General features: G+C 67.1%; 21 protein-coding genes. 7 read left to right on the top strand and 14 right to left on the bottom strand.

Annotated elements, in window-relative coordinates; translation table 11 throughout:
* The first annotated feature begins 20 nt into the window (after positions 1-20).
* Positions 21-452, top strand: coding sequence for a hypothetical protein (locus QM741_RS17420; protein WP_415208897.1), 432 nt, complete (start codon positions 21-23; stop codon positions 450-452).
* A gap of 249 nt (positions 453-701) precedes the next feature.
* The gene (locus tag QM741_RS17415; protein WP_415208896.1) at positions 702-5,420 is read left to right on the top strand and encodes an Ig-like domain repeat protein; all 4,719 of its coding nucleotides are present in this window, start codon (positions 702-704) and stop codon (positions 5,418-5,420) included.
* 75 nt (positions 5,421-5,495) lie between these two features.
* Here QM741_RS17415 and QM741_RS17410 read toward each other — a convergent pair whose 3' ends face one another.
* From QM741_RS17410 to QM741_RS17390, 5 genes are all read right to left on the bottom strand, one after another.
* Positions 5,496-6,218: an arginyltransferase gene (locus QM741_RS17410; RefSeq protein WP_415208895.1), complete on the bottom strand. Its 723-nt coding sequence runs from the start codon at positions 6,216-6,218 to the stop codon at positions 5,496-5,498.
* Between the two features lie 94 nt (positions 6,219-6,312).
* Complete coding sequence (locus tag QM741_RS17405; protein ID WP_415208894.1) at positions 6,313-6,990, bottom strand: HAD family hydrolase; 678 nt, start codon at positions 6,988-6,990, stop codon at positions 6,313-6,315.
* Between the two features lie 129 nt (positions 6,991-7,119).
* A complete protein-coding gene (locus tag QM741_RS17400) occupies positions 7,120-7,515 on the bottom strand; it encodes a hypothetical protein (RefSeq protein ID WP_415208893.1) in 396 nt (131 codons plus the stop codon).
* A gap of 57 nt (positions 7,516-7,572) precedes the next feature.
* On the bottom strand, positions 7,573-8,454 hold the full coding sequence (gene tesB, locus QM741_RS17395; protein WP_415208892.1) for an acyl-CoA thioesterase II: 882 nt from the start codon (positions 8,452-8,454) through the stop codon (positions 7,573-7,575).
* A gap of 88 nt (positions 8,455-8,542) precedes the next feature.
* Positions 8,543-8,989: a DUF2147 domain-containing protein gene (locus tag QM741_RS17390; RefSeq protein ID WP_415208891.1), complete on the bottom strand. Its 447-nt coding sequence runs from the start codon at positions 8,987-8,989 to the stop codon at positions 8,543-8,545.
* Positions 8,990-9,087: 98 nt separating this feature from the next.
* Here QM741_RS17390 and apbC point away from each other — a divergent pair, with 98 nt between their 5' ends.
* Together apbC and QM741_RS17380 are read left to right on the top strand one after the other, a co-directional pair.
* Positions 9,088-10,179 carry an iron-sulfur cluster carrier protein ApbC gene (gene apbC, locus QM741_RS17385; RefSeq protein ID WP_415208890.1) on the top strand — a complete coding sequence of 364 codons (1,092 nt, stop codon included), beginning with the start codon at positions 9,088-9,090 and terminating at the stop codon, positions 10,177-10,179.
* Positions 10,176-10,700, top strand: a complete 525-nt coding sequence (locus tag QM741_RS17380; protein WP_415208889.1) for an NADPH-dependent FMN reductase — start codon at positions 10,176-10,178, stop codon at positions 10,698-10,700. The genes apbC and QM741_RS17380 overlap by 4 nt, the downstream gene beginning before the upstream one ends.
* Positions 10,701-10,824: 124 nt before the next feature.
* Here the strand turns inward: QM741_RS17380 and QM741_RS17375 are convergent, their stop codons facing one another.
* The gene (locus tag QM741_RS17375; protein ID WP_415208888.1) at positions 10,825-12,495 is read right to left on the bottom strand and encodes a hypothetical protein; all 1,671 of its coding nucleotides are present in this window, start codon (positions 12,493-12,495) and stop codon (positions 10,825-10,827) included.
* Between the two features lie 214 nt (positions 12,496-12,709).
* On the opposite strand from QM741_RS17375, the gene dcd reads away from it, so the two are divergent.
* The 3 genes from dcd (at position 12,710) to QM741_RS17360 (ending at position 14,217) form a co-directional block, all read left to right on the top strand.
* The gene (gene dcd, locus QM741_RS17370; RefSeq protein WP_415208887.1) at positions 12,710-13,279 is read left to right on the top strand and encodes a dCTP deaminase; all 570 of its coding nucleotides are present in this window, start codon (positions 12,710-12,712) and stop codon (positions 13,277-13,279) included.
* A gap of 64 nt (positions 13,280-13,343) precedes the next feature.
* A complete protein-coding gene (locus QM741_RS17365; RefSeq protein WP_415208886.1) occupies positions 13,344-13,748 on the top strand; it encodes a hypothetical protein in 405 nt (134 codons plus the stop codon).
* Positions 13,749-13,770: 22 nt separating this feature from the next.
* Positions 13,771-14,217, top strand: coding sequence for a hypothetical protein (locus QM741_RS17360; protein ID WP_415208885.1), 447 nt, complete (start codon positions 13,771-13,773; stop codon positions 14,215-14,217).
* A 74-nt stretch (positions 14,218-14,291) separates the two neighbouring features.
* Here the strand turns inward: QM741_RS17360 and pcp are convergent, their stop codons facing one another.
* The 8 genes from pcp to QM741_RS17320 all read right to left on the bottom strand — a co-directional run bounded on the left by pcp (position 14,292) and on the right by QM741_RS17320 (position 22,652).
* A complete protein-coding gene (gene pcp, locus QM741_RS17355; protein ID WP_415208884.1) occupies positions 14,292-14,924 on the bottom strand; it encodes a pyroglutamyl-peptidase I in 633 nt (210 codons plus the stop codon).
* Positions 14,925-14,956: 32 nt separating this feature from the next.
* Positions 14,957-15,919, bottom strand: a complete 963-nt coding sequence (locus QM741_RS17350; protein WP_415208883.1) for a DUF979 domain-containing protein — start codon at positions 15,917-15,919, stop codon at positions 14,957-14,959.
* Positions 15,906-16,637: a DUF969 domain-containing protein gene (locus tag QM741_RS17345; RefSeq protein WP_415208882.1), complete on the bottom strand. Its 732-nt coding sequence runs from the start codon at positions 16,635-16,637 to the stop codon at positions 15,906-15,908. Before QM741_RS17345 ends, QM741_RS17350 begins: the two co-directional genes overlap by 14 nt.
* Positions 16,638-16,676: 39 nt before the next feature.
* Positions 16,677-17,435, bottom strand: a complete 759-nt coding sequence (locus tag QM741_RS17340) for a LamB/YcsF family protein (protein WP_415208881.1) — start codon at positions 17,433-17,435, stop codon at positions 16,677-16,679.
* Positions 17,436-17,446: 11 nt separating this feature from the next.
* Positions 17,447-19,231: a 5-oxoprolinase subunit PxpB gene (gene pxpB / locus QM741_RS17335; protein WP_415208880.1), complete on the bottom strand. Its 1,785-nt coding sequence runs from the start codon at positions 19,229-19,231 to the stop codon at positions 17,447-17,449.
* Complete coding sequence (locus QM741_RS17330) at positions 19,228-19,656, bottom strand: HIT domain-containing protein (RefSeq protein WP_415208879.1); 429 nt, start codon at positions 19,654-19,656, stop codon at positions 19,228-19,230. The genes pxpB and QM741_RS17330 overlap by 4 nt, the downstream gene beginning before the upstream one ends.
* Positions 19,656-20,357, bottom strand: coding sequence for a dienelactone hydrolase family protein (locus QM741_RS17325; RefSeq protein ID WP_415208878.1), 702 nt, complete (start codon positions 20,355-20,357; stop codon positions 19,656-19,658). The genes QM741_RS17330 and QM741_RS17325 overlap by 1 nt, the downstream gene beginning before the upstream one ends.
* Before the next feature lie 237 nt (positions 20,358-20,594).
* A complete protein-coding gene (locus QM741_RS17320; protein ID WP_415208877.1) occupies positions 20,595-22,652 on the bottom strand; it encodes a diguanylate cyclase in 2,058 nt (685 codons plus the stop codon).
* Between the last annotated feature and the right edge of the window lie 79 nt (positions 22,653-22,731).

Genomic DNA, 22,731 nt, shown 5'->3' with positions numbered 1-22,731 from the left:
CGCCGTGCGGCCACGCCAGCGTGCGCGTTCTGCTTCGCGCCGCCGACTTCGGTCGTCACCTCGAGTTGGCCATCGGCGCCGATCACGCCGGCCTGAACGCTTTCGATGCCGGAAATCTTGGTGCGCGATTCGAAGCGCAGCGGCTTGCCGTCGGCGGTTTCCTCGTCGGTCTCGCTCGTGCTCATCGTTACCTTGAGGCCGGAGCGCTCAAATTCGATCCGCATCGTCTGCGTGGTGCGCACGCGCCCGCCGGCCAGCGTGCGCGTCGTGTGCATGTCGCCGATCTTGCGGCCGTCGAGCAGTACGCTCATCCAAGTGTCGTCAAGCTTGGCCGCGTGCGCGGCAATGAGCGGAAGCAGTGCGAAAAAGCAGAACCAACGCAGCATGGAAACGTCGCGGGAAGGCACAGCGCGTTAGAATACCCGACTGTGATGGCGCGCGTGCGGACGTAGGCAGCAGGCCGGCCCGGCAACGCGATGGGGTTTGCGTGTCGTGAATAGGATCGAATGCCCGAGCCTGCGTGATTTTCGATGATGCGCGAATCTGCTAGGCTTCCTCGCCGGTGGATTCGTGGATTTTGCGCGCCCTGTGTGCGATGGTCGCTGTCTGCACCCTCGACGAGGCTCCGCTTGGAAAGTCTTGGACAAGCAGGGGAAATTTCTATGTTGTGTCGAATTGCGGCCCGTATCCAGGCTGCGGGTTTGCTGCTGCTGATCGTTGCGCCTATGGCATGGGGGTTGGATACGCCTGGCGTACTCGATCCCGTCACGACCCAGGTCTCGCTAGGCCTCAATCACAGTTGTGCACTGACCACGGCAGGTGGCGTAAGGTGCTGGGGCATTAACTCCCATGGCCAGCTCGGCGACGGCTCGATCACGGATCGATCCGTGCCTGTGGACGTGACGGGCCTGACCAGTGGTGTGGCAACGATCGTGGCGGGCGGCTATCACACGTGTGCATTGACCGCGACGGGCGGAGTGAAATGCTGGGGCGGCAATTCCGATGGCCAGCTCGGCAACGATTCGACCACCGATAGCCATACGCCGGTGGATGTAACGGGCCTCGCCAGCGGCGTGGCTTTGATCGCGAATGGCAATACCCATTCCTGCGCGCTGACCACTGCAGGCGGCGTGATGTGCTGGGGTGAAAACGCCGCTGGCCAACTCGGCAACGGTACAGCCGCGGATAGTACGGTACCGGTGGCCGTGACGGGCCTGGGCAGCGGCGTCGTGGCAATTGCGGCGGGCGACTTTCATACCTGTGCGTTGACCGAAGCGGGCGCGGTGAAGTGCTGGGGCCAGAACGGCGACGGACAGCTCGGCAACGGCTCGTCCACAGACAGCTATACGCCGGTGGATGTGACGGACCTCGCCAGTGGCGTCGCGACCATCGTGGCGGGCGGGTATCACACTTGTGCATTGACCGCGTCCGGCGGGGTGAAGTGCTGGGGCTCCAATTTCATGGGCCAGCTTGGCAACAACTCGACTTCGGTCAGTTCGACGCCGGTGGATGTCACGGGCCTGAGCGCTGGCGTCGCAGCGATTGCGACGGGCTTCTATTACACCTGTGCCATCACCTCGACGGGTGGAGTGGAGTGCTGGGGTGACAACGAAAACGGGCAACTCGGCAACGACTCGACGGAAACGAGCCTGGTGCCGGTCGGCGTGACGGGTCTCGCCAGTGGCTCGGTCGCGGTCGCGGCGGGCTACGGCCACACCTGCGCAATGACCGCGGTGGGTGGAGTGAAATGCTGGGGCGCCAACGCCAATGGACAGCTCGGCAATGGCACCACCACGGACAACCAGACACCGGTGGACGTGGCGAGCGAGGCAGGCGGCGTGGCGGCGACCGCTACGGGATATCACCATGTTTGCGCGTTGACCGCGGCGAATGGGGTGAAATGCTGGGGCAAGAACGACTTTGGCCAACTGGGCAACAATTCGACGACGGACAGTTCGACACCGGTGGATGTGACGGGTTTGACCAGCAATGTGGCAGCGATCGCGGCGGGCTACAGTCACACCTGCGCGGTAAACGTGACGGGGGGCGTGCAGTGCTGGGGTTATAACGCTGTTGGCCAGCTCGGCAACGGCACGACGACGGACAGTTCGACGCCGGTGCCAGTGACGGATCTGACCAGTGGCGTGGCGGCGATCACGGCGGGCGGCGGTCATAGCTGCGCGTTGACTGAGGCGGGTGGGGTGAAGTGCTGGGGCAACAACGGCAATGGTCAACTGGGCAACGGCTCGATCACGACCAGCTTGACGCCGGTCGATGTGACGAATCTCGCCAGCGGCGCGGCGGCGATCACGGCCGGCGAGTACCACGCCTGCGCGCTGACGACGACCGGCGGAGTGAAGTGCTGGGGCAAGAACAGCTCCGGCCAACTGGGCAACGGTTCGACGACCGACAGCACGACGCCGGTCGACGTGAGTGGCCTGACCAGCGGCGTGGCGGCGATCGCGGCGGGCAAGAATCATACGTGCGCGCTGACGACAGCAGGTGGCGTGAAGTGTTGGGGCAGCAACTCCGATGGCCAGCTTGGCAATAACTCGTCCACCGACAGCGATGCGCCGGTAGACGTCGCTGGTTTGACCAGCGCAGTGACGGGAATCGCGACGGGCGGATATCACTCCTGCGCGTCGACCGCGACGAACGGGGTGCAGTGCTGGGGCGCCAATGGCGACGGCCAACTCGGCAACAACTCGGTCACGAACAGCCTGATACCGGTGGCCGTGACGGGCCTGGCCGGTGGCGTGGCGGCGATCGCAGCGGGCGAAGATTACACCTGCGCATTGACCACGGCGGGCGGCGAGCAGTGCTGGGGCATGAACGGCAACGGCCAGCTCGGCAACGGCACGACCATGGACAGCCACGTGCCGGCAAGCATTTTGTCCGGCCAGTCTATCGGCGCTTTTGCGCCGGGCACGGCCGGCACGCCGCTGCGCACGATCGCGGCGGGTACAAGCGTACCGTTGAGCGCGACGGCCACCGGCGCAGGCAGCGTCGCCATCGTCTACGACGTATGGACGCCGGGCACCTGCTCGTTGAGCGGCGCCGTGCTGACCGCACCGGCCGCGGGAGTACTGTGCGGCGTGCGCGCTTCGCGCGCCGGAGGCAGCGACGATGCCGGCGGAACCACCGCCGCGGCCCCGCAGCAGTTGCGGTTGATCCGGGTGACGCCCGCCACGCCGACACTGACGCTGTCGAGTTCGCCCAACCCGAGTGCGTTCGGCGCCAACGTCGTCTTCAGCACGACCTTTGCCAATGCCGGAACATTGACCGGATCAGGCAACGTCTCTTTCTGCGCCGACGCAACCACGACCGATGCGAGCTGCACCGGCGGAACCGTATTGTGCGCGGTCGCGGCCAGCGCCAGCCCGACGACATGCACGATCAGTACGCTCCCGGCCGGCGTACACGTGATTACGGCCTATTTTGCCGGCGACGCGAACAACTCCGCGGCCGTGTCGGCCGTGCTCACGCAGACGGTGACGAGTCCGCCCGGGATCACCAGCGCGGACAATGCGGCATTCGCAATCGGAACGGCCGGCACGTTCACGGTGACGACAACGGGTACGCCAACGCCGGCGATCAGTGAAACGGGCGCATTGCCGACGGGCGTGACTTTCACCGACAACGGCGACGGCACGGCCGTGCTGTCGGGCACGCCCGCCTTGGGCACGGTCGGCACATATCCGCTCGTTTTCAAGGCGGCGAACGGCATCGCGCCCGATGCGACGCAGAACTTCACGCTGACCGTGGGCAAGGGCAGCCAGAGCATCGCATTCGGCGCGCAGAGTCCGGCCAGCCGTTCATTCGCGAGCGGGGCCGCGTTCGCTCTCGATCCGCTGGCCAGCGCCAGCAGCGGTCTGGTCGTGAGCTACGCCTCCCTCACGCCGGCGGTGTGTTCGATCAGTGGCAGCACGGTGACCATGGTGGCTGCCGGCACCTGCACGATCAGTGCGAGCCAGGCCGGCGATGCGAACTGGCAGGCGGCCGCATCGGTATCGCAGTCGATCGCCCTCGTGCAGTATTGGACCGTGACCACGGCGGTCAGCGGCAGCGGCGGATCGGTTTCCGCTCCGGCGAGTGCCTCGGTCGCGGACGGTTCGTCCACCACGTTCACCATCACGCCCGCCGCGGGTCATGCGATAGGCACGGTCGGCGGCACGACATGCACGCCGACTCTGCAAAGCGGGAGTACCTGGACCACCGGCTCGATCACGACGAATTGCGCGATCACGGTGACGTTCACGCCGGGTTTCGTCTCCCTCAATCCCGCGCGCCTCCTCGACACGCGCGCCGACCACGACACCGTGGATGGCCAATTCGCCGGCCAGGGTGCGCTCGGCACGGGCGGCGAACTCGACTTGACCCTGGCGGGACGCGGCGGCGTGCCTGCCACGGGCGTCGTCGCGGTGGTGTTGAACGTGACGGCCGTGGCGCCGACCGGACTCGGCCATGTCACGATATGGCCCACGGGCGTGGCGCGGCCATTGGCGTCGAACCTCAATTTCGTGGCCGGGCAAACGATTCCGAATCTCGTCATCGTCAAACTCGGCAACGGCGGCAAGGTATCGCTTTTCGCAGCGGCCGGCACGGACCTGATCGCGGATGTCGCCGGATACTTCGGCGCCGCAACGGACTTGGTCGCATTGACACCGGCACGCCTGCTCGATACGCGCGCCAACGATGCAACCGTCGATGGCCAATTCGCCGGCGACGGCGCGATCGATCCCGCCACGAAGCTCGACCTTCAGGTTTCGGGGCGATATGTCCTGCCCGCGACGGGTGTGGGTGCGGTGTTGTTGAATACGACCGTGGTCGCTCCGACGGCCCCGGGCTATCTGACGCTGTGGCCCAGCGATGCCGCGCAACCGGTGGCCTCGAATCTCAACTTCACGGCCGGAGTGACCATCCCGAATCTGGTATTGGCCAAGGTCAGCAGCGCGGGCCAGGTATCGATCTACAATTCGGCCGGCAATACCAACGTGGTGGCGGACGTGGAAGGCTGGTTTCCATCGTCATCGCAACTGACGCCGTTGGTGCCGGCGCGCGTGGTGGATACGCGCCTCGGCGCAGCCACGATCGATCATCAGTATGCTGGGAGCGGCGCACTGGCTTCGCGCAGCACGACGGCGATAACCATGCTCGGCCGTGGCGGGGTACCCGCCGACGGGGTGGATGCGGTCGTGTTGAACGTGACCGTGACCGGGCCGACCGCGGCGGGTTTCCTGACGGTATGGCCGACCGGATCGACCCGGCCGAATGCCTCGAATCTCAACTTCGTCGCGGGCCAGACCATACCGAACCTGGTGATTGCCAAAGTCGGCAGCAATGGGCAGGTATCGTTCTTTGTCGGCGGCAATGGGAGCACGCAACTGGTCGTCGACGTGGTCGGCTGGTTCGCTCGCTGAGAGAATCTGCCTGCCGAGGCTGCACACCGCGCGCTTGAGCCGAAGCGCGCGGTGCGCCTCCGGAGCGGGCACGGATCACGCTGCGTCGGTGCGGGCAGCGGCTTTCCAGCCCTCGGACGTCAACAGTTCCAGCGGCTGGAAGCGCGCCTTGTAGTCCATCTTCGGATGGCGCTCGATCCAGTAGCCGAGATAGACGTGCGGCAGGCCGCGTTCGCGCGCGAGTTCGATCTGGCGCAGGATGGCGTGCGTGCCGAGGCCGCGCGCCTCGTGGGCGGGATGATAAAAAGTATACACCGCCGAAAGGCCGGTCGCGGTGATATCGGTGACGGCGACGGCGAGCAGGTTGCCGTCCGCGTCGCGCAGTTCCAGAAACGAGGTCGGGCTCCACGCGGTATAGAGGAAGCGCGTGAAGTCCTGCGGGTCGGGATTGTCCATGCCGCCGCCGGCGTGGCGCGCGTCGAGGTAGCTCCGGTACAGGACGAAGTATTCGTGGCTGTAGCGCGCGGGCACGATGGTCAGCGCAAGGTCGGCGTTGCGCCGGAGGTTGCGGCGTTGGCTGCGGTCCGGCGCGAAGCTGTCCACCGCGATGCGCGCCGGCACGCAGGCGCGGCATTGCGGACATTGCGGATGGTAGACGTGGCCGCCGGCACGGCGGTAGCCGCGCGTCAACGCGTGCGCGTACATGCGCGGCAGGTGCGGCGCGGACGGATCGATGACGAGGTTCTGCGCCGTACGCCCGGAGAAGTAGCCGCACGGGTGCGGCAAGGTCTGGAACAGGCGGAGGGATTCCGACTTCATGGAGATAGTCTACATCCGTCGGAACGCCGCATCGTAGGATCTCGATTCATCGAACCCACTGCCCGCTTTCGGACGGCAAGGAATGGACGCGCCCCTATACCCGTGCCGCGACTTCGTCGATATGCAGCAGCAGGTCCGCCGGGTCGGCGTAGACGCGGAACGCGCCGGCGCGGCTCAGCTCGTCCTCGCCGTAGCCGCCCGAAAGCAGGCCGACGCCGAGGCCGCGCGCGCGCTTGGCCGCGATCATGTCCCAGATGCTGTCGCCGAGCACGAGCGAGTCGCGGATGTCGACCCCAAGGCGCTCGGCCGCGGTGAGGAACAGGTCGGGATCGGGCTTGGCGTATTTGACTTGGTCGCGCGTGACCACGGGCACCCTGGCGGGATCGACGCCGAGCGCGACGAGATTGTGCCCGGCGGTCTCCATGCGCCCGCTCGTCGCGATCGCCCACGGATTGCCTTGGTCGGTGAGATGGTCGAGCAGCGCGCGCGCGCCGGGCAGCGGGCGCACGCTGGCGGACAGTTCCTTGTACGCCACGGCATGGTTGCGGCGCAGGCGATCGAGGCGTTCGGGCGTGTTGTCGAGCCCGGTCTCGCGCAGGAGGATGTTGGTGAACAGGCCGCCCGACATGCCGATCTTGCGATGGATCTTCCATACGGGCACGTCGACGCCCTCGGCATCGAGCGCGGTCTTCCATGCGAGCACGTGTTGGTAGACGCTGTCGATCAGCGTGCCGTCGAGGTCGAAGAGAAACGCGGTCCTGGTGCGGGGCATGGGCGTGCTCGTGACGAGAATGAAGCGGGAATCGTGGCCGCGTATCGGCCGCAAGGAGCGCAAAGCACGCCACGGAAGAAAACGGATTCGTGCTGAGGCGGATTTGCGCGCTTTGCGACCGATGAGTTCTTAAAACAGGTGCAGCACACCGAGCCAGTTGAGCATGAGCAGCAGGGCGATGGCTGCGAGCAGCACGGTGCGGATATTCCAGACGAAGCGCGCACGTCGTTCGGCCGGGGTGCGTTCCTTGCTGCGCGAGGCCTCCAATTCCTCGGCGAAGCGCGTCGGCGGTTCGATGCCGATTTCGCGCAGCATCGCGCGCGCGCGCCCCTGATCCTGCGAATGCACCACCCAGACCTGCGCCCAGGCCTCGCGGTTGGACTTCGCGGCGTAGTTTGGCCCCTTGTAGTCGTGGCCGGTGTAGTTGCTGCGGTTGGTCACCGAGGTTTCGATGCCGGCCTCCCGCAGCAGCGCGACGACGCGGTCGATGTTCTCGTTGCGGGGAGAGGTGTAGATTTGCCTCATGGTGGATGATGTTGGTTGAGAAGTGCGGCCATGGATGGCCGCTTCTTGATTTCGCGATCAGGATGATCGCCGAGATACATGCGCCAGTCTTATCATGCCTTCCTGCGCGGTCGAGGCGACGAGGCGGCCGTCGGCGGAAAAGACCTGCCCGCGCGCGAGTCCGCGCGCGCCTTGCGCGGTCGGGCTGTCGAGCGCGTAGAGCAACCATTCGTCGGCACGGAACGGGCGGTGGAACCACATCGCATGGTCGAGGCTCGCGAGCTGTGCCTGGCCCGTGAGCCAGGAGATGCCGTGCGGCAGCATCGCCGTGCCGATCAGGTTGAAGTCCGAGGCGTAGGCAAGCATCGCGCGGTGCAGCGCCGGCGCGTCGCCGATGCGGTCGACGAGACGAAACCAGACGTGTTGCAGCGGTTCCCGCTTGCCGGGGTCGAACTCGTCGCGTGGCTCGACGAAACGCAATTCGAACGGCCCGTGGTTGCCGAGCCAGCGCTGCAATTTCGGCGGCAGTTTTTCCAATTCCTCGGCGGAGAGACTCTTGCGCGAAGGCAGCGCGTCGGCGGCGGCCACGGCTGGCATCGCGCTCTGGTGATCGAGGCCGGTCTCGTCGATCTGGAACGACACGGTGCAGTTGAAGATCTGTTCGCCGTGCTGGATCGCGATCACCCGCCGGGTGGAAAAGCTGCGCCCGTCGCGCGTGCGTTCGACGCTGTAGACGATGGGCGCACCGATGTCGCCCGCGCGCAGGAAGTAGGCATGCAGCGAATGCGCGCCGCGGTGCGCCTCGACCGTCTGCTGCGCGGCCGACAACGCCTGCCCGAGCACCTGGCCGCCGAACACGTTGCGCGTGCCGATGTCGCGGCTCTGGCCGCGGAACAGGTTGTCTTCGAGACGCTCCAGGCCGAGCAGTTCGACCAGTTCGGCGACGACGGGGTTGGTCATGCGGATTCCGGGCGATTGCACAATCCGCATTGTAACGTAGCGGCGCGCTCGATCGCGCCCGCTCCAAGCCTTCCGCGCCGAAACGAGGTCAGGGCATCACGCGCTCCCACACCTGGGTGCGGCCGAGCAGCGAGAAGCCTTTGAAGCCGCGCACCTGCAGGGTCTTGCCGTCGGCGGCGGGCGTGAGCTTGCAGCCGTAGGTGTTGCCGTTCTTCGGATCGAGGATGGTGCCGCCGTCCCAGACGTCGCCGTCCTTCTTCATGCCCCAGATGATGGTCATGCCGATGATCGGCTGGTTCTTGCGCTCGCCGCTGCATTCCTCGCAGAGCGGGTTCGGGCCTTTGTCGGACTGGAGGATTTCCTTGACCTTGCCGATCACTTCGCCGTTGGCTTCGCTGATCTCGACGATGGATTTCGGCTTGCCGGTGGCGTCGTCGATCGTGCGCCAGATGCCGACCGGCGTGGCGTCGAGCGCGAAAGCGGAACCGGCGAACAGCGCAGCGACGGCCGCGAAGACAAAAGTATACAAGCGCATGATGTTCCCCTCGTGGGTTCGGTGCGGTGGGTGACGACGATCCTGGTGCAATGCAATTGATACAATCGGCGATCCTATCCAAATCCCGCAGCACATCCATGACGCAAAGCATCAAGGAGTCGGCCGAACGGCTCGCCGGCGCAGTCGTCGACCCGCACACGGGCAAAACGCTGGCCGAGAGCGGTGCGTTGAGAGGCGTCGGCGCCGACGGCAACAAGGTCGCCGTCGACATCGTGCTCGGTTATCCGGCGCGGACGTGGGAAACCACGCTCGCGCAGCAGGTGCGCGCGGCGCTTGCGGCCGACCCGGCGATCGCGGCGGTGGCCGTCGGCGTCGCCTCGCGCGTGCATGCGCACAAGGTGCAGAACGACCTGACGCCGCGACCGAACGTGAAGAATATCCTCGCCGTCGCCTCGGGCAAGGGCGGCGTCGGCAAGTCGACCACGGCGGCGAATCTCGCGCTTGCGCTCGCTGCGGAAGGCGCGAAGGTGGGCCTGCTCGACGCCGACATCTACGGGCCGAGCATTCCGCGCATGATGGGCGTGTCGGGCAAGCCCGATTCGAAGGACGGCAAGACGATCGAGGCGAAGATCGCGCACGGCGTGCAGACGATGTCGATCGGGTTTTTGATCGAGGAGGACACGCCGATGATCTGGCGCGGCCCGATGGTGACGCAGGCGCTGACGCAACTGCTCAACGACACCAACTGGGTCGATCTCGATTATCTGGTCATCGACCTGCCGCCCGGCACGGGCGACATCCAGTTGACGCTGTGCCAGAAGGTGCCGGTGTCCGGCGCGATCATCGTGACCACGCCGCAGGATATCGCCACACTGGACGCGAGGAAGGCGCTGAAGATGTTCGAGAAGGTCGACGTGCCCGTGCTCGGCATCGTCGAGAACATGGCGCTGCACACCTGCTCGAACTGCGGCCACACAGAGCACATCTTCGGCGCGGGCGGCGGCGCCGCGATGGCCGTTCAGTACGGCGTGCCGCTGCTCGGCTCGCTGCCGCTCGACATCCATATTCGCGAGCAGGCCGACGGCGGCGCGCCGACGGTGGTCGCGCAGTCCGACGGAGCGGTCGCGGCAAGTTATCGCGAGATCGCGCGCAAGGCCGCGGCGCACCTTGCCTTGCGCGCGCGCAGCAAGTCCATCCAGTTCCCGAAGATCGTCGTCCAAGATACGTGAGTGCGCGCAGGATCCTGTGCCTGTCCGGTAGCCTGCGACGGCAATCGGCGAATACGGCCGCGCTGCTCGCCGCACAGCGGTTGGCGCCGCGCGGCCTGTGGCTGGAGTTGTATGCGGCACTCGGCGAGTTGCCGCCATTCAATCCCGACATTGAAGCGGCGGGTGTGCCGGCCGTTGTCGCCGAACTGCGCGCGCGGGTCGCCGCTGCCGATGCGCTGCTGATCGCCTGTCCGGAATATGCGCACGGTGTGCCGGGTGCGTTCAAGAACCTGCTCGACTGGCTGGTCGGGGCGGTCGAATTCCCGTGCAAGCCGGTGCTCGTGCTGAATACCTCGGCGCGTGGCTCGCATTACGCGCAGGACGCGCTGCTGGAAATCTTGCGCACGATGTCGGCGCGGCTGATCGTTCCCGCGCCGCACGTCGTGGCGCTCCCGGCGTGCGGCTGCACGGTCAGCGACGTGCTGGCCGATCCCCAGCGCTGCGCCGAGTTGGAAAGCGCATTGGCGGCGTTGATGCCCTGATTGCGCGCTTCCTGCATGCGGAAAGGCGAAGGGACGCGGTCGGAAAGAATCCAAAGCCAAGGCAAACCCTTCCGCCCTGAAGGGCAGCTTCCCCTGCAGGCAATGGAAGCGAAAGTGGAGCGGCTCAGCGGATGCGTTGCAACTGGCTGCGAGTGCCTTCCTCGTAGAGCTGGCGCAGGAAATCGATCAGGATGGGATTGAGCAGATCGGAGTGGCTGCTGAGCACGGGGTGCGAGGTGTATACGTTCCAGATCGGCGAATCGAGATTGACGTCGGCGTTGCGCGGCAGCAACGCGATCGCGGTATCGGCGGCGCCGGCGATGCAAAACTGGCGGGGGAACGGCGCGACGCCGGCAGCGGTTGCGGCGCTTTTGCAGCCGGCCTGGGGCGGGGAGGCAAGGCAGTTGGCATCGGGCTCCGCCCTCAGCGCTTGTTCCAGCCCGTTCAGACGACGGATTTCCGTCGTGTAGCGAGCGGAGAAATCCGGATCGTTGCGCAGCGCTTCGCAGGTCGCGTCGGCCTCGATCGACTTCGCGCCGGCGAGTTGTTTGTCCTGTTTCAGGTTGGACAAGGTGTTGAGCGTGTAGTCGACGTATTCCTGGTCCTGGCCCAGCGTTTGCGTGGCCGCGTCGCGTTCGGTGTCGGCCGTCGCCGGATAGCGGTTCGAGAGCGTGTTGAAGAAGCGCGCGACGGGGAACGCATAGCGCGTCGCCCAGTCGTCGGCGCTGGTGATCGAAACGAATACCGGCGCATGATAGCTGTGCGGCTGCGCCGCGCGCGCCGCGCGCCATAGCGGCGCGAAGCGGGCCGCCTGGTCGGCCGGGTTGATCGTCAGGATCAGATCGCCTTCGCGCACCAGCACGGGATCGATGCGCCGGGCCGGCGCACCGCCATTTTCGGCGTTGCGCGCTTCGGCGTCGAGGATGCGCTCGTGCAGGTCGGCGATATCGCGCACCAGCGCCTGGCTGAGTGCGTTGTAGACGATCAGGCCGCCGAAACTGTGGCCGATGATGACGAGGCGCATGGACTTGCGGCAACCGGGATCGTAGCCGTCGTCGATGCTTTGCGGCGTTCGCCGGCTGCGCTCGACCTCGCCGTTCCACGTCTCGTTGTTGATGTCCTGGATCGAGCGCAGCCGGCTCAGCAATTCGCGTACTTGTCCCTCCGCCACCTGTTCCGCTGTCGTCTTGCGTGTCCAGAACGTGGCGTTCTTGAAAAGGTCGGGTAGCAGTGTCGCGTCGCCGCGCCAGCCCGCGTACAGGCCGACGATCTCGCTCGAATGCGTTTCCACGTCGGCGAGCTTGGCCAACATCGCGCGAAACCAGCGCACGTTGCTGTCCTCGCTCGCCGCGCCGTGCTTCCAGCCGTGCACGAAGACGACGACGGTCTGGCGATGGCCCTCCTCGCTGCCGTGTTTTCTTGCCCTGTCGCGCACGTAATCGAGGAAACGGTCGGTCTGCTCGGCGGCGAGGCCGTTGGCCGGCGTGGCCGGAAACAGCAGGCCCTGGTCGTCGAATTCGGCAAAATGCAGCGTGTACGGTCCGCTTTGCCCCGGTATGCCGGGAGCGACCTCGCGAATCAGGTCCGCGCAGCCCGCATCGTAGGTGCGGCCGAAGCTGTCGTCGGTTTGCGGATCGACGTGCGGGTTGATCGGATTGCAGTTCAAGGCGTCGTCGAGTTTCGTCCGGTGCGGGGCCAGCGACGTGCACGAGGCCAGCGCGAGGACGGCAATGAGCACGGCCAGCGCCAGCGAGGCCGACAGACGCAGCAAGCGGGGAGCGGGAAACGGGTTCATGATGATGGTCCCGGGTGACGTAGGGAACGGAAGCGTGCCGTCCATCCGCCACGCCAGCCGCCGTTGTCGCGGGTAACGCCGATTCGTCCATGTCACTGACATCCCGCGCCGGACGGACGCCGCGCCGCCGCGGGCGCCGCGCAAAAGGCATATCGGAACAAGCGGGTTAGCCGCTATCATGGCGACCCTTGTCGCCTTTCCGGCCGGAGGTGGAGTGAGCATCAAGAGCGATCGCTGGATTCGCCGCATGGCGCAGAAGCACGGCATGATCGAGCCGTTCGAGCCGGGCCAGGTGCGGGTCAATGCATCCGGCGGCAAACTGATTTCCTACGGCACGTCGAGCTACGGCTACGACGTGCGCTGCGCCGACGAGTTCAAGGTGTTCACCAACATCAACTCGACCATCGTCGACCCCAAGCACTTCGATTCGCGCAGCTTCGTCGACATCCAGTCGCAAGAGTGCATCATCCCGCCGAACTCGTTCGCGCTCGCGCGCACGGTGGAATACTTCCGCATCCCGCGCAACGTGCTGACCGTTTGCCTGGGCAAGAGCACCTACGCGCGCTGCGGCATCATCGTCAACGTCACCCCGCTGGAGCCGGAGTGGGAGGGCCATGTCACCCTGGAGTTCTCCAACACCACGCCGCTGCCGGCGCGCATCTACGCCAACGAGGGCGTCGCGCAAATGCTGTTTTTCGAATCGGACGAGGTTTGTGAGGTAAGCTATGCGGACCGCGGCGGAAAGTACCAGGGTCAGCGCGGGGTCACCTTGCCGCAGGCATGATCGAAGTCGGGCGCATTCGTCAGGATCGACTCCCGACACAACGAATTCGAGGCACGCAGCATCCATGCAGAACATCATTTTCGCTCGTAGTTTCAAGCTCGCCTCGCTGGTCCTCGCGCTGGCCGCGCTCGCCGCCTGCCGCCACGACAGCGTCCGCGAAGGCACTTCCGAGGCGGCCGTGTCGCCGCAGCAGTACGACCTGGTCGTGCTCGCCGACAAGGACGGACAGTACGACCTCGACGGCGCCACGCTCGACGTGGAGACGTTGCGCGACCATATCCGCTACCGCGACGAAAACGGCCAGCCGGTGCGCACGATCCTGCTCAAGCGCGGCGAAAAGCAGAAGATCACCAATGCCCAGGTCATCGGCCTCGCCGGCATCGCGCGCGACTTGAAGACCGTGGCCTTCGTGCTCGACAATGACGACCGGCTCAAGGTCATCAAGATTGCCGACGACGGCAAGAAGTAAGCGTCATCCACCGGAGAAAACCATGCCTCGTTCCACCACAGTTCTGGCCGCGCTGCTTGGCCTCGCCCTCGCCGCAACGGCATCCGCGCGCGACATCGAAGACGGCAGGCTGATCATCAAGATCACCAAGGACGGCAAGTACCAGGTCGGCGATTCGGTCACCGTCGACAAGGTCGGCATGTACGGCGCCGTCGGCGGCTTCTACCAGGACGGCCTCGACAAAAACAAGCCGCTCAAGGGCATCCTCGTCAAGAAGGCCGAGAAAGCGAACGACGAGCAGAAGCACATGATCTACGTCACCGGCAAGCGCATGTCGCTGCCGGTCTATCTCAACGTGGACGGCAACGAGCAGCTCTACACGGAGCCGGAACCCGCTCCGGCAGCCGCACCCGCCGCTGCCCCGGCTGCCGATGCCCAGGCCGCGCCTACCGCAGCCCCGGAGCCGCAGGCCGATCCGAACAAGCACTGATCGGCTCGTCCGTGCATTCCGAACGGTGCCTTTGCGGCGCCGTTCTTTTTTTCCGCTTTCCCTGCGCAGTGGGTTTAGTGGAGCGTTCCGGCCGCGTAGCTCAGATCGCTCTCGGTCGTCAGCGCGGTTCTCACGCACAGGCGGGTTGCCGCGATCATGATTTCCATCGGCAGGCTCGGCGCGTCTTCGAACTTGCGCGCCTGTTCCGGCAAGTATGGCACGTGCACGAAACCGCCTCGCACGCGCCGGCGCGCACGCGCGAGGCGGTGCATCAGGCCGTAGAAGACCTGGTTGCAGACGAAACCGCCGGCGGTTTGCGACAGTTCAGCGGGGATGTCCGCTTCGCGCAGCGCCGCGAGCATCGCCTTGACCGGCAGTGTGGAAAAGTACGCATTTGCGGCATTTTCCACAATGCGCACGTCGACGGGCTGGTCGCCGGCATTGTCCGGGACGCGCGCGTCGATCAGGTTGATCGCGACGCGTTCGAGCGAGATACCTGCGCGGCCGCCGGCCTGGCCGAGCGCGACGACGAGCGCGGGACGGTGCCTGCGCAGCAGCGCATCGAGCGCCGGCAGCGAGCGAGCGAACTCGGTCGGCAGCATGGCGCCGACGATGTGGTGGCCGGCGACGATTTCGCCGTCGAGCGCGCGCGCGATCTCGAACGAAGGATTGATCGCCTCGCCGCCGAACGGATCGAATCCGGTCACCAATGCAACGGGCGGTTTTTTCGCCGAGTGCTTCATCGGAAGATCAGTACCGCCATCAGGATCACGTTGACCGCGAGCAGCGCGAGCGCGGTCGGCCATTGCGCGCGGATCACCGCGTACTGGTCGCGCAGTTCCAGCAGTACCGCGGGCACGATGTTGAAATTCGCCGCCATCGGCGTCAGCAGCGTGCCGCAGTAGCCGGTCAGCATGCCGAGCGAACCGAGCAGCGCCGGCGCGGCGCCGTGCTTGTGGATCAGCAAGGGCAGGCCGATGCCGGCCATCATGACCGGGAACGCGGCGAACGCGTTGCCCATGATGATCGTGAACAGCACCATGCCGAGCGCGAACGCGAGCAGGCAGGCCAGCGGCGAACCGACCGGGATCAGCATGCCGACGATCGCGGCGACCGCCTCGCCGACGCCGGTCGCGGCGAACACGCCGCCGAGCGTGGCGAGCAGCATCGGCAGCAGGGCGACGCAGCCGAGCGCGTCGAGCAGGCGCCGGCCCTCGCTCAGCGCCTGCGTTGCCGGTGCGCGCGTAGTGAGCATGGCGGCCAGCGCGGCGACCACGCAGGCTAGGCCGAGAGCGACGAGCGTGCTTTGCGTCGAATCCACGAGCGGTATGCCGCGCAGGGAAAGGCGCGGAAGCACGAGCACGAAAACGATCGTCGCGAACGGAATCGTCAGCGCGGGAACGAACAGCGCGTTGCCGAGGCGCTCGGCGGAATCGCGGCGTTCGCTTTCGGTCGAGTCGTGTTTCTGCATGGTCCCGCTTGCGGCGAGAAGCCCCAGCGCGATCACGCCGGTGCCCATCGCCTGCGCCGGCCAGCGCGTGTGCGCGGCGCCGGCCGCCATGATCGCGTCGCCGAACAGGAATGCGCAGCCGACGACCGCCCAGAATGCCGCCATCGACCGGCGCCGTTCGCGGATATTGTAGATCGCGCACAGAATCAGCCATGCGCCGATCAGCCAGTAGACGTATTCAATCTTCAACATGCGCGACGTTTTTTTGATGGCGTCCTGCCGCCTGGATTCCGGCCAATCCATGGCCGGAATGACGAAGTTTTTTCTGGAACCAGGCGATGCGCACGGCGTGGATCGCGAACGCCGCAATCGCCGTCGGCAGCGCCCACAGCGCGATCGACAGCGGATCGAGCGCGATGCCGTTGCGCGCGTAGAAACCCTGGATCAGCAGCACCGCGCCGAACGCGAGGAACACGTCCTCGCCGAAGAAGCGGCCGACGTTGTCGGTGGCCGCGGCCAGTGCGCGCACGCGTTCGCGCGCATCGTCGTCGAGCGCGATGCCATCGTTCCGCGCCGCCGCTTCGCTCATCGGCGCGACGAGCGGGCGCACGGTCTGCGCATGGCCGGCAAGGTCGATCATGCCGAGCATCGACAGTATCTGGCGTGCGCCGAGATAGGCGATCAGCAGCCGTGCGAGCGAAAGGTTGCGGAACGAGCCGATCCACGCCTGTGCGCGTTCGCGCAGGCCGTAGCGTTCGAGCAGCCCAATCACCGGCAGGGTCAGCACGAACAGCAGCAGCGCACGGTTGCTCACGAACGAATCGCCGAGCAGCGCGAGCAGGTCGCCGATGCCGATGCCGGCGGCCAGTGCGCTCGCCACGCCGGCGGCGATCACGACGAGCACCGGATTGCGCTTGAGCGCGAAACCGGCGATCACGACGCCGACGCCGATCAGGGGCCAGTAGTTCACGTCCAGATTTCTCCCGTCATTGTTTTTGCGAAACGCGGCTTACGCAGCGATGCGACCAATTCTCACCCCCGCCTTCTGCAAGCCTTCGCGCAACCGCTGCGCAAACGTCGCCGCGTCGAGCCGGTCGCCGTGCACGCAGATCGTGTCCGCGCGAATGTCGACGACTCCGCCTTCGCGCGTCGTCGCGTTGCCGAGCGTGGCGATCTGCACCGCCTGCGCGACGGCGGCATCGACGTCGTGAATCACCGCGCCTTCTTCGCGGCGCGGCGTCAGCGATCCGTCCGCGCGGTAGCGGCGATCGGCGAACGCCTCATGCGCGACGACGAGGCCAAGCTGCGCGCCCGCGTGCGGCAGGGCGCTGCCGGCGAGGCCGACGAGGACCAGGTGCGGATCGAAATCGCGCACGGCATTCGCGATCGCCTCGGCGAGTTTCGCGTCCTTCGCCGCCGTGTTGTACAGCGCGCCATGCGGCTTGACGTGGTGCAGGCGCTGCCCCTGCGCGCGCACGAACGCGGCCAGCGCGCCGATCTGGTACAGCGTCGCCGCGTGCGCTTCGGCCGGCGCGACCGCCATTTCGCGGCGGCCGAAGCCCTGCAGGTCGGGCAGCGAGACGTGCGCACCGATCGCGACGCCGTGTTCGGCGGCCAGAATCACGGTACGCTGCATCGTCATGAAATCGCCCGCATGGAATCCGCAGGCGACGTTGACCGAGCTGACATGCGGCATCACGCCGGCGTCGTCGCCCATCGTCCAGACGCCGAACGATTCGCCCATGTCGCAGTTGAGGTCGATGATCATGTCCGCGTCCGTCACCAGGGCCGATGCAGGCGCGCGCGGATCCAGGTTTCGAGTTTGGCCAGCGCGCGTTCGCGTTCAAGATAGCGCATCTGCGCGTCGGCGAGATCGGTCTGCGCGAAACGCAGGCGGTCGCCGGGCCGCCGTTGCGCGAAGCGCGGCTGGTCGACGGCGATGATGTGGGCGATGCGCGGATAGCCGCCGGTCGTCGGCGCCTCGGCGGCCAGCGCGATCGGCGCGCCGCCGGGCGGCAGTTGCACGGTGCCGGGTGCGGCGCCTGCCGAGACGAGTTCGAGCGGCATCGCGAGGTTCAGCGCCGCGCCTTCGAGGCGAAAGCCGACGCGGTTCGAGTCGACGCCGACGCGGAATTCCGCGCCGAACAGCGCGCGCTGCGAATCGGCGTCGAGCCGGTCGAAGTGGGAGCCGGCGATCGCGCGGATCGTCCGCGCCGCATCGGCGTCGAACCACGGCGCCGCATCGAGCGACCAACGGGTTGCGACGATGCCGCGGTTTCCCGAATCGTCTTCGCGGCGAAATGCGGCAAGCATCGCTTCCCGCGATTGCCGATCGCGGGACGAGGGCGCCGTCGGCAACGAATCGCCCGCGGCGAGCGCGCGGGCGAGCGGCCCGAGTCCGGCGTTGAGGTCGGTGGCGCGGCTGCCGAGCACGCGCGGCAGGTCGATGCCACCCGCGACCGCGAGATATGCGCGTGCGCCGCGACGCATGCCGCCGAGGTGCAATTCGCTGCCGGCGCGCAACAGGACCGGACGCCAGCGCGGCACGTCTTCGCTGGCGCAGCGCGCCTCGATTTCCGCGCCGGTGAGGGCGATCAGCGCATCGCTGTCGAAACGCAGCCGCGGCCCGTGCAGGGTGATTTCGAGCGCGGCCGCATCCTGTGCATTGCCGACGAGCAGGTTTGCGAGCCTGAGCGACACGGCATCCATCGCGCCGGCGCTACCGACCCCGATCGCGCCGAAGCCGCGACGCCCCGCGTCCTGCACGGTGGTGAGCAAACCGGGAGCAAGCACGGTAATGCGCGACGGCTCTTGCTGGAGAGTGCGGCCAAGGATGGCCGCTTTTTGATCCTTGCGATCAGGGACGAACGCAGAGGTGCTCGAGATGCTTCGGAAGCGAACGCGCGTGCCCGGCGCGAGCAGCGCGGGCGGATCGCGCGCGGCATCGAACAAGGTCAGCGGCGTGCGGCCGATGATTTGCCAGCCGCCGGGCAATTCGCGCGGGTAGATGCCGGTTTGTGCGCCGCCGATCGCGACCGAGCCCGCGGGCACGCGCGTGCGCGGGCGCGCGCGGCGCGGTGCGTGCAGCGCACGGTCGAGGCCGAGCAGATACGGAAAACCCGGCGCGAAGCCGAGCATGGCGACCCGATAGTCGCCGCGCGCATGGCGTGCGATCACCTCGGTTTCGTCGAGCCGCGCGTGCCGGGCGACGTCGGCGAGATCGGGGCCGTATTCGCCGCCGTAGCAGACTGGAATTTCCAAGACACTCTCCCTCTCCCTCGACGCCGGCGTGGGAGAGTCCGGGACAAGGGCGGTTTCGAGTATGCGTCGGGCCAGGCGCTCGCCCGCGGACGGACCGCTTCCGGCGTCGGCCCATGCCGCGGGATTGTAGTGCACGGCGACGCTCGCATACGCCGGCACGATGTCGGCGACACCCGGCAGGTCCGCCGCGCGCAGCGTGCCTGCGAGGTCGTGCGCACGCGAATTCGTCCCGGTGTCGATCGCATCGCCCAGGCACAGCAGCAGCGCGCGGTCGCCCAGCCATTCGACGCCGATGCCGCTCATCCGCGTCTTGCGATTTCGATCTGCGCGAGCAGTTGCGCCTTGCGCGCGGCGAGCGTATCGGCCGGATAAGGCGCTCGCTCGCCGATGCCCCAAACCGGCTTCGGCCATGCCGCGTCGCCGACATGGCGCGCGACGACGTGCACGTGCAACTGCGGTACCAGGTTGCCGAGCGCGGCGACGTTGAGCTTGTCGGGCCGCGCGACGATGCGCAGCGCGCGCGAGCAGAGTTCGATTTCGTCGAGCAGGCGATGCTGCCCGGCATGCGGCAGGTCGATCCAGTCGCTCATGCCCGCGCGCATCGGCACAAGGATCAGCCAGGCATAGCGCGCATCGTCCATCAGCAGCACGCGCGAGAGGTCGAGGTCGACCAGGGCGTGCGCGTCCGCGCGCAGTTGCGGATGCAGCTCGAACGGCGCGGCGGCCATCACGCGCCGCCGAGATGGCGGCCGAAGAAGGCGAGCGTGCGCTCGAGTGCAAGCGCAGCGCTGGCTGCGTCGTAGCGGTCCGGCGACGCTTCGCGGTTGAAGGCGTGGTCGGCGGGGTAGGTGTAGATCTCGAGTTCGCGTTGCGCGGCCGGCACCCCGTCGGCGAAACGCAATTCGGCGCGGTGGCGCGCGATCGCCTCGGGCGGGATCGATTTGTCGTGCTCGCCGAAGTGGAAGATCGTCGCCGCGCGCAGCGGCTCGTGCAGGAAGTTGACGTTGCGCGCGCCGTAGTAGCTGACCGCGGACAGGCCGAGGCGGATCGCCGAGAGCATCGCCACCGTGCCGCCCCAGCAGTAGCCGACGACGCCGACCTTGCCGGCCGACGCGATCGACGAGGCGGCGCTGGCGATGTCCTCGAGAGCGCGCTCGATCGGCGTTTCGGCGACGAGTTCGCGCCCGCGCGCCATGCCCGCGGCATCGTAGCCAAGTTCGACGCCGTGCTCGACGTGGTCGAAGAACGCCGGTGCGATGGCGACGTAACCCTGTTCGGCGAAGCGGTCGACGACGCTGCGGATGTGCGCGTTGACGCCGAAGATTTCCTGCACGACGACGAGGCCGCCGCGCGCCGCGCCGGAAGGTTTGGCAAGGTAGGCGCCGATGCACTGGGTGCGCGTGGTGCCGATGCGTATCGTTTCGCCCATTGCCGTCTCCGTTGCGCGTAAAGACGCCAGCGTAGGTACGGATGCGGCAATGTCAAGCTGGCCCGCATTTCTCGCAGTCCTCCTGCTGCTGCGGCCGATCCATCCGCTCTGACACGCGCTGCTCCCTCGGCCGGACTCGACGTACTGTCGAGTACGCCTTCGCCCGTCCTCGGTGCGCATCACGCGTCAGAACGGCGTCTCGGCGCCCTCGCGACGGAGGGCCGTGAGAAATGCGGGCTAGGGTCCGCGCACCTGATTGCGGCCCGCCTGCTTGGCCGCATAGAGTGCGCTGTCGGCGGCGTCGATGAGCAGGTCGACCGCGCCGGCCGTCTGCTGCATGTCGCGCAGCGCCGCCACGCCGATGCTGATCGTCGCCGGCGGGTCGATGCTGCCCATGCGTTCGGCCACGGCGGCGCGCACGCGCTCGGCGATGCCCGCACTTTCGCTGCGGTTGCGATCGGCGAAGACGGCCACGAACTCCTCGCCGCCGTAGCGGCCGAGCAGGCTGTCTGCGGGAAGTTCGTCGCGCATGATGCGCACCCCTTCGACGAGCAGGCGGTCGCCGGCGAGATGGCCGTGGCGGTCGTTGATGGCCTTGAAATGGTCGAAGTCGATCAGCAGCACGGTCAGGTCGCGTTGCACACGGCGGCAGTCGGCGAGCAGCTTGGCGAGTTCGTCGAGCACGTACGATCGGCTGTATGCGCCGGTCAGCGGGTCGACGATCGACGCCTGGTAAAGCGTCTGCGCCTCCCGTTCGAGGAAGCGGTTCGCCTCGGCAAGCGCCGCGCGCTGCCTGTCGATGTCCTCGTTGCGCGCGGCGAGGGTGGCATTGAGGCGGCGCAGGTGCCACAGCAGCGCGGCGAAGACGGCGACGGTGACGAACAGCGCGGCGATGGCGACAATGCCGTAGAGCCGTTCCTGGCGGGTGCGCTGCAGGCGCTCGGCCTGCAGTTCGCTGCTGCGCACGGCGAGTTCGAGTTGCTGCCGGCTCTGCTCGTGTGCCTTGCGCGATTCGATTGCGCTGAGCAGGCGCGAAGAACGCACGCCGAACAGTTCTTCGCGCAGGTTGGCATGACGATGGGTGTACTCGTGGGCCGTGGCCAGGTCGTGTTCGGCCTCGGCCAGCTTGTCGCGCAGTTCGTAGGCCTGGGCGAGGTACGGCTTCAGACCCGCGGCGTTGAGGCGCGGCGAAACCTCGTCGAGCAGGTGATGGGTGTTGGCGAGATCGCCGTGGGCGAACGCGATTTCCGCCTGCGCGAGCCTGCTGTTCACGGTCAGCTCGCGCTGGTCGAGTTCGTTGCCGATGGCGAGCGCCGCATCGAAATGCGGCGCGGCTTCGTCCGGCTTGCGCAAGCCGAGCAGGGCGTGGCCGACCTCGAGTTGCTCGAAGCCGACGGACGGGCGGTTGCCGAGCGCTTCGCTGATCGCGAGCGCGTCGCCGGCCGCCGCCAGCGCCGCTTCGTATTCGCCGATGTCGTTGAGAAAGCCCGCGTATGCGCCTTGTACCGAGGCGTAGAATCCGGGCTGGGCGTAGTGTTCGGCCGCTTCGACCGCCTTGGCGAAATAGGCTTGGGTCGTCTGCGCGTCGCCGAGTTCGCGATAGAGCAGGGCGACGTTGCGGTAGGCCACGTCGGTGCGGTCGTCGATGCGCTCGCGGATGTCGAGCGCTTGCAGGAAGTAGTCGAGGCACTGGGCGAAATCGCCCTTGTCGCGCGCGATCGTGCCGAGGTTGGTCAGCGCGGTCGCTTCGCCCGCGGCGTCGCGGTTCTTGCGGTGCAGGGTCAACGCCGCGGTCTGGTGCCGCAGCGCGGCGTCGAGGTTGCCGCGACGGCGCTCGAACACGCCCTGGTATTCTTCCGCGGCGGCGGTAAGGCCGTCGTTGCCGGCTCCCTGCGCGAGTCGCATCAGCGTTTCGGCGGATTCGTATCCGTGCGCGTAGTCGCCGCGGGCGAGCACGCTCTGGATGCGCGCGATCAGCGCGGCGCCGCGCAACTCGTCGTCGCCTGCCGCGGCGGCATCCCGATCGAGCGCCTGCCAGTAGCGTTCGGCGGATGCGTCCGCGGACAGCGCGGAGTACGCCTCGGCAATCGCGAATTCGGCATCGATGCGTCCGCGCAGCCCGCCGATCTGCCAGGCGATGCGCGGCAACGCCTGCAACCCGGTGTCCAGCCGTTCGACGAGCCGGGCCGCGGACGTCACCGCCTGGGCGCGTATCGGCACTTCGGCGCACACGGCCGGCGGCGGGGCGGCCAGGCAAGCCGTGGCGCCCAACAACATGGCGGCGGTGCGCGACACCGCAGGATATCCGGTCGACTTCGATCGCACAGCGCGTTTGCGTACGGAATCCATTCGCTATCTTTCCTAACCTGTGTGA

The organism is Rudaea sp., assembly GCF_047601565.1.
In the GTDB taxonomy this organism is placed as follows: Bacteria; Pseudomonadota; Gammaproteobacteria; order Xanthomonadales; family Rhodanobacteraceae; genus Rudaea.
This window is presented reverse-complemented; position numbering and strand designations above follow the sequence as displayed.

Coding starts and splice junctions, on each gene's coding strand:
- QM741_RS17410 (WP_415208895.1), bottom strand. CDS start 6,218: ATGAAGTCGGAATCCCTCCGCCTGTTCCAGACCTTGCCGCACCCGTGC.
- QM741_RS17405 (WP_415208894.1), bottom strand. CDS start 6,990: ATGCCCCGCACCAGGACCGCGTTTCTCTTCGACCTCGACGGCACGCTG.
- QM741_RS17400 (WP_415208893.1), bottom strand. CDS start 7,515: ATGAGGCAAATCTACACCTCTCCCCGCAACGAGAACATCGACCGCGTC.
- tesB (WP_415208892.1), bottom strand. CDS start 8,454: ATGACCAACCCCGTCGTCGCCGAACTGGTCGAACTGCTCGGCCTGGAG.
- QM741_RS17390 (WP_415208891.1), bottom strand. CDS start 8,989: ATGCGCTTGTATACTTTTGTCTTCGCGGCCGTCGCTGCGCTGTTCGCC.
- apbC (WP_415208890.1), top strand. CDS start 9,088: ATGACGCAAAGCATCAAGGAGTCGGCCGAACGGCTCGCCGGCGCAGTC.
- QM741_RS17375 (WP_415208888.1), bottom strand. CDS start 12,495: ATGAACCCGTTTCCCGCTCCCCGCTTGCTGCGTCTGTCGGCCTCGCTG.
- QM741_RS17365 (WP_415208886.1), top strand. CDS start 13,344: ATGCAGAACATCATTTTCGCTCGTAGTTTCAAGCTCGCCTCGCTGGTC.
- QM741_RS17360 (WP_415208885.1), top strand. CDS start 13,771: ATGCCTCGTTCCACCACAGTTCTGGCCGCGCTGCTTGGCCTCGCCCTC.
- QM741_RS17350 (WP_415208883.1), bottom strand. CDS start 15,919: ATGTTGAAGATTGAATACGTCTACTGGCTGATCGGCGCATGGCTGATT.
- QM741_RS17340 (WP_415208881.1), bottom strand. CDS start 17,435: ATGATCATCGACCTCAACTGCGACATGGGCGAATCGTTCGGCGTCTGG.
- pxpB (WP_415208880.1), bottom strand. CDS start 19,231: ATGAGCGGCATCGGCGTCGAATGGCTGGGCGACCGCGCGCTGCTGCTG.
- QM741_RS17330 (WP_415208879.1), bottom strand. CDS start 19,656: ATGGCCGCCGCGCCGTTCGAGCTGCATCCGCAACTGCGCGCGGACGCG.
- QM741_RS17325 (WP_415208878.1), bottom strand. CDS start 20,357: ATGGGCGAAACGATACGCATCGGCACCACGCGCACCCAGTGCATCGGC.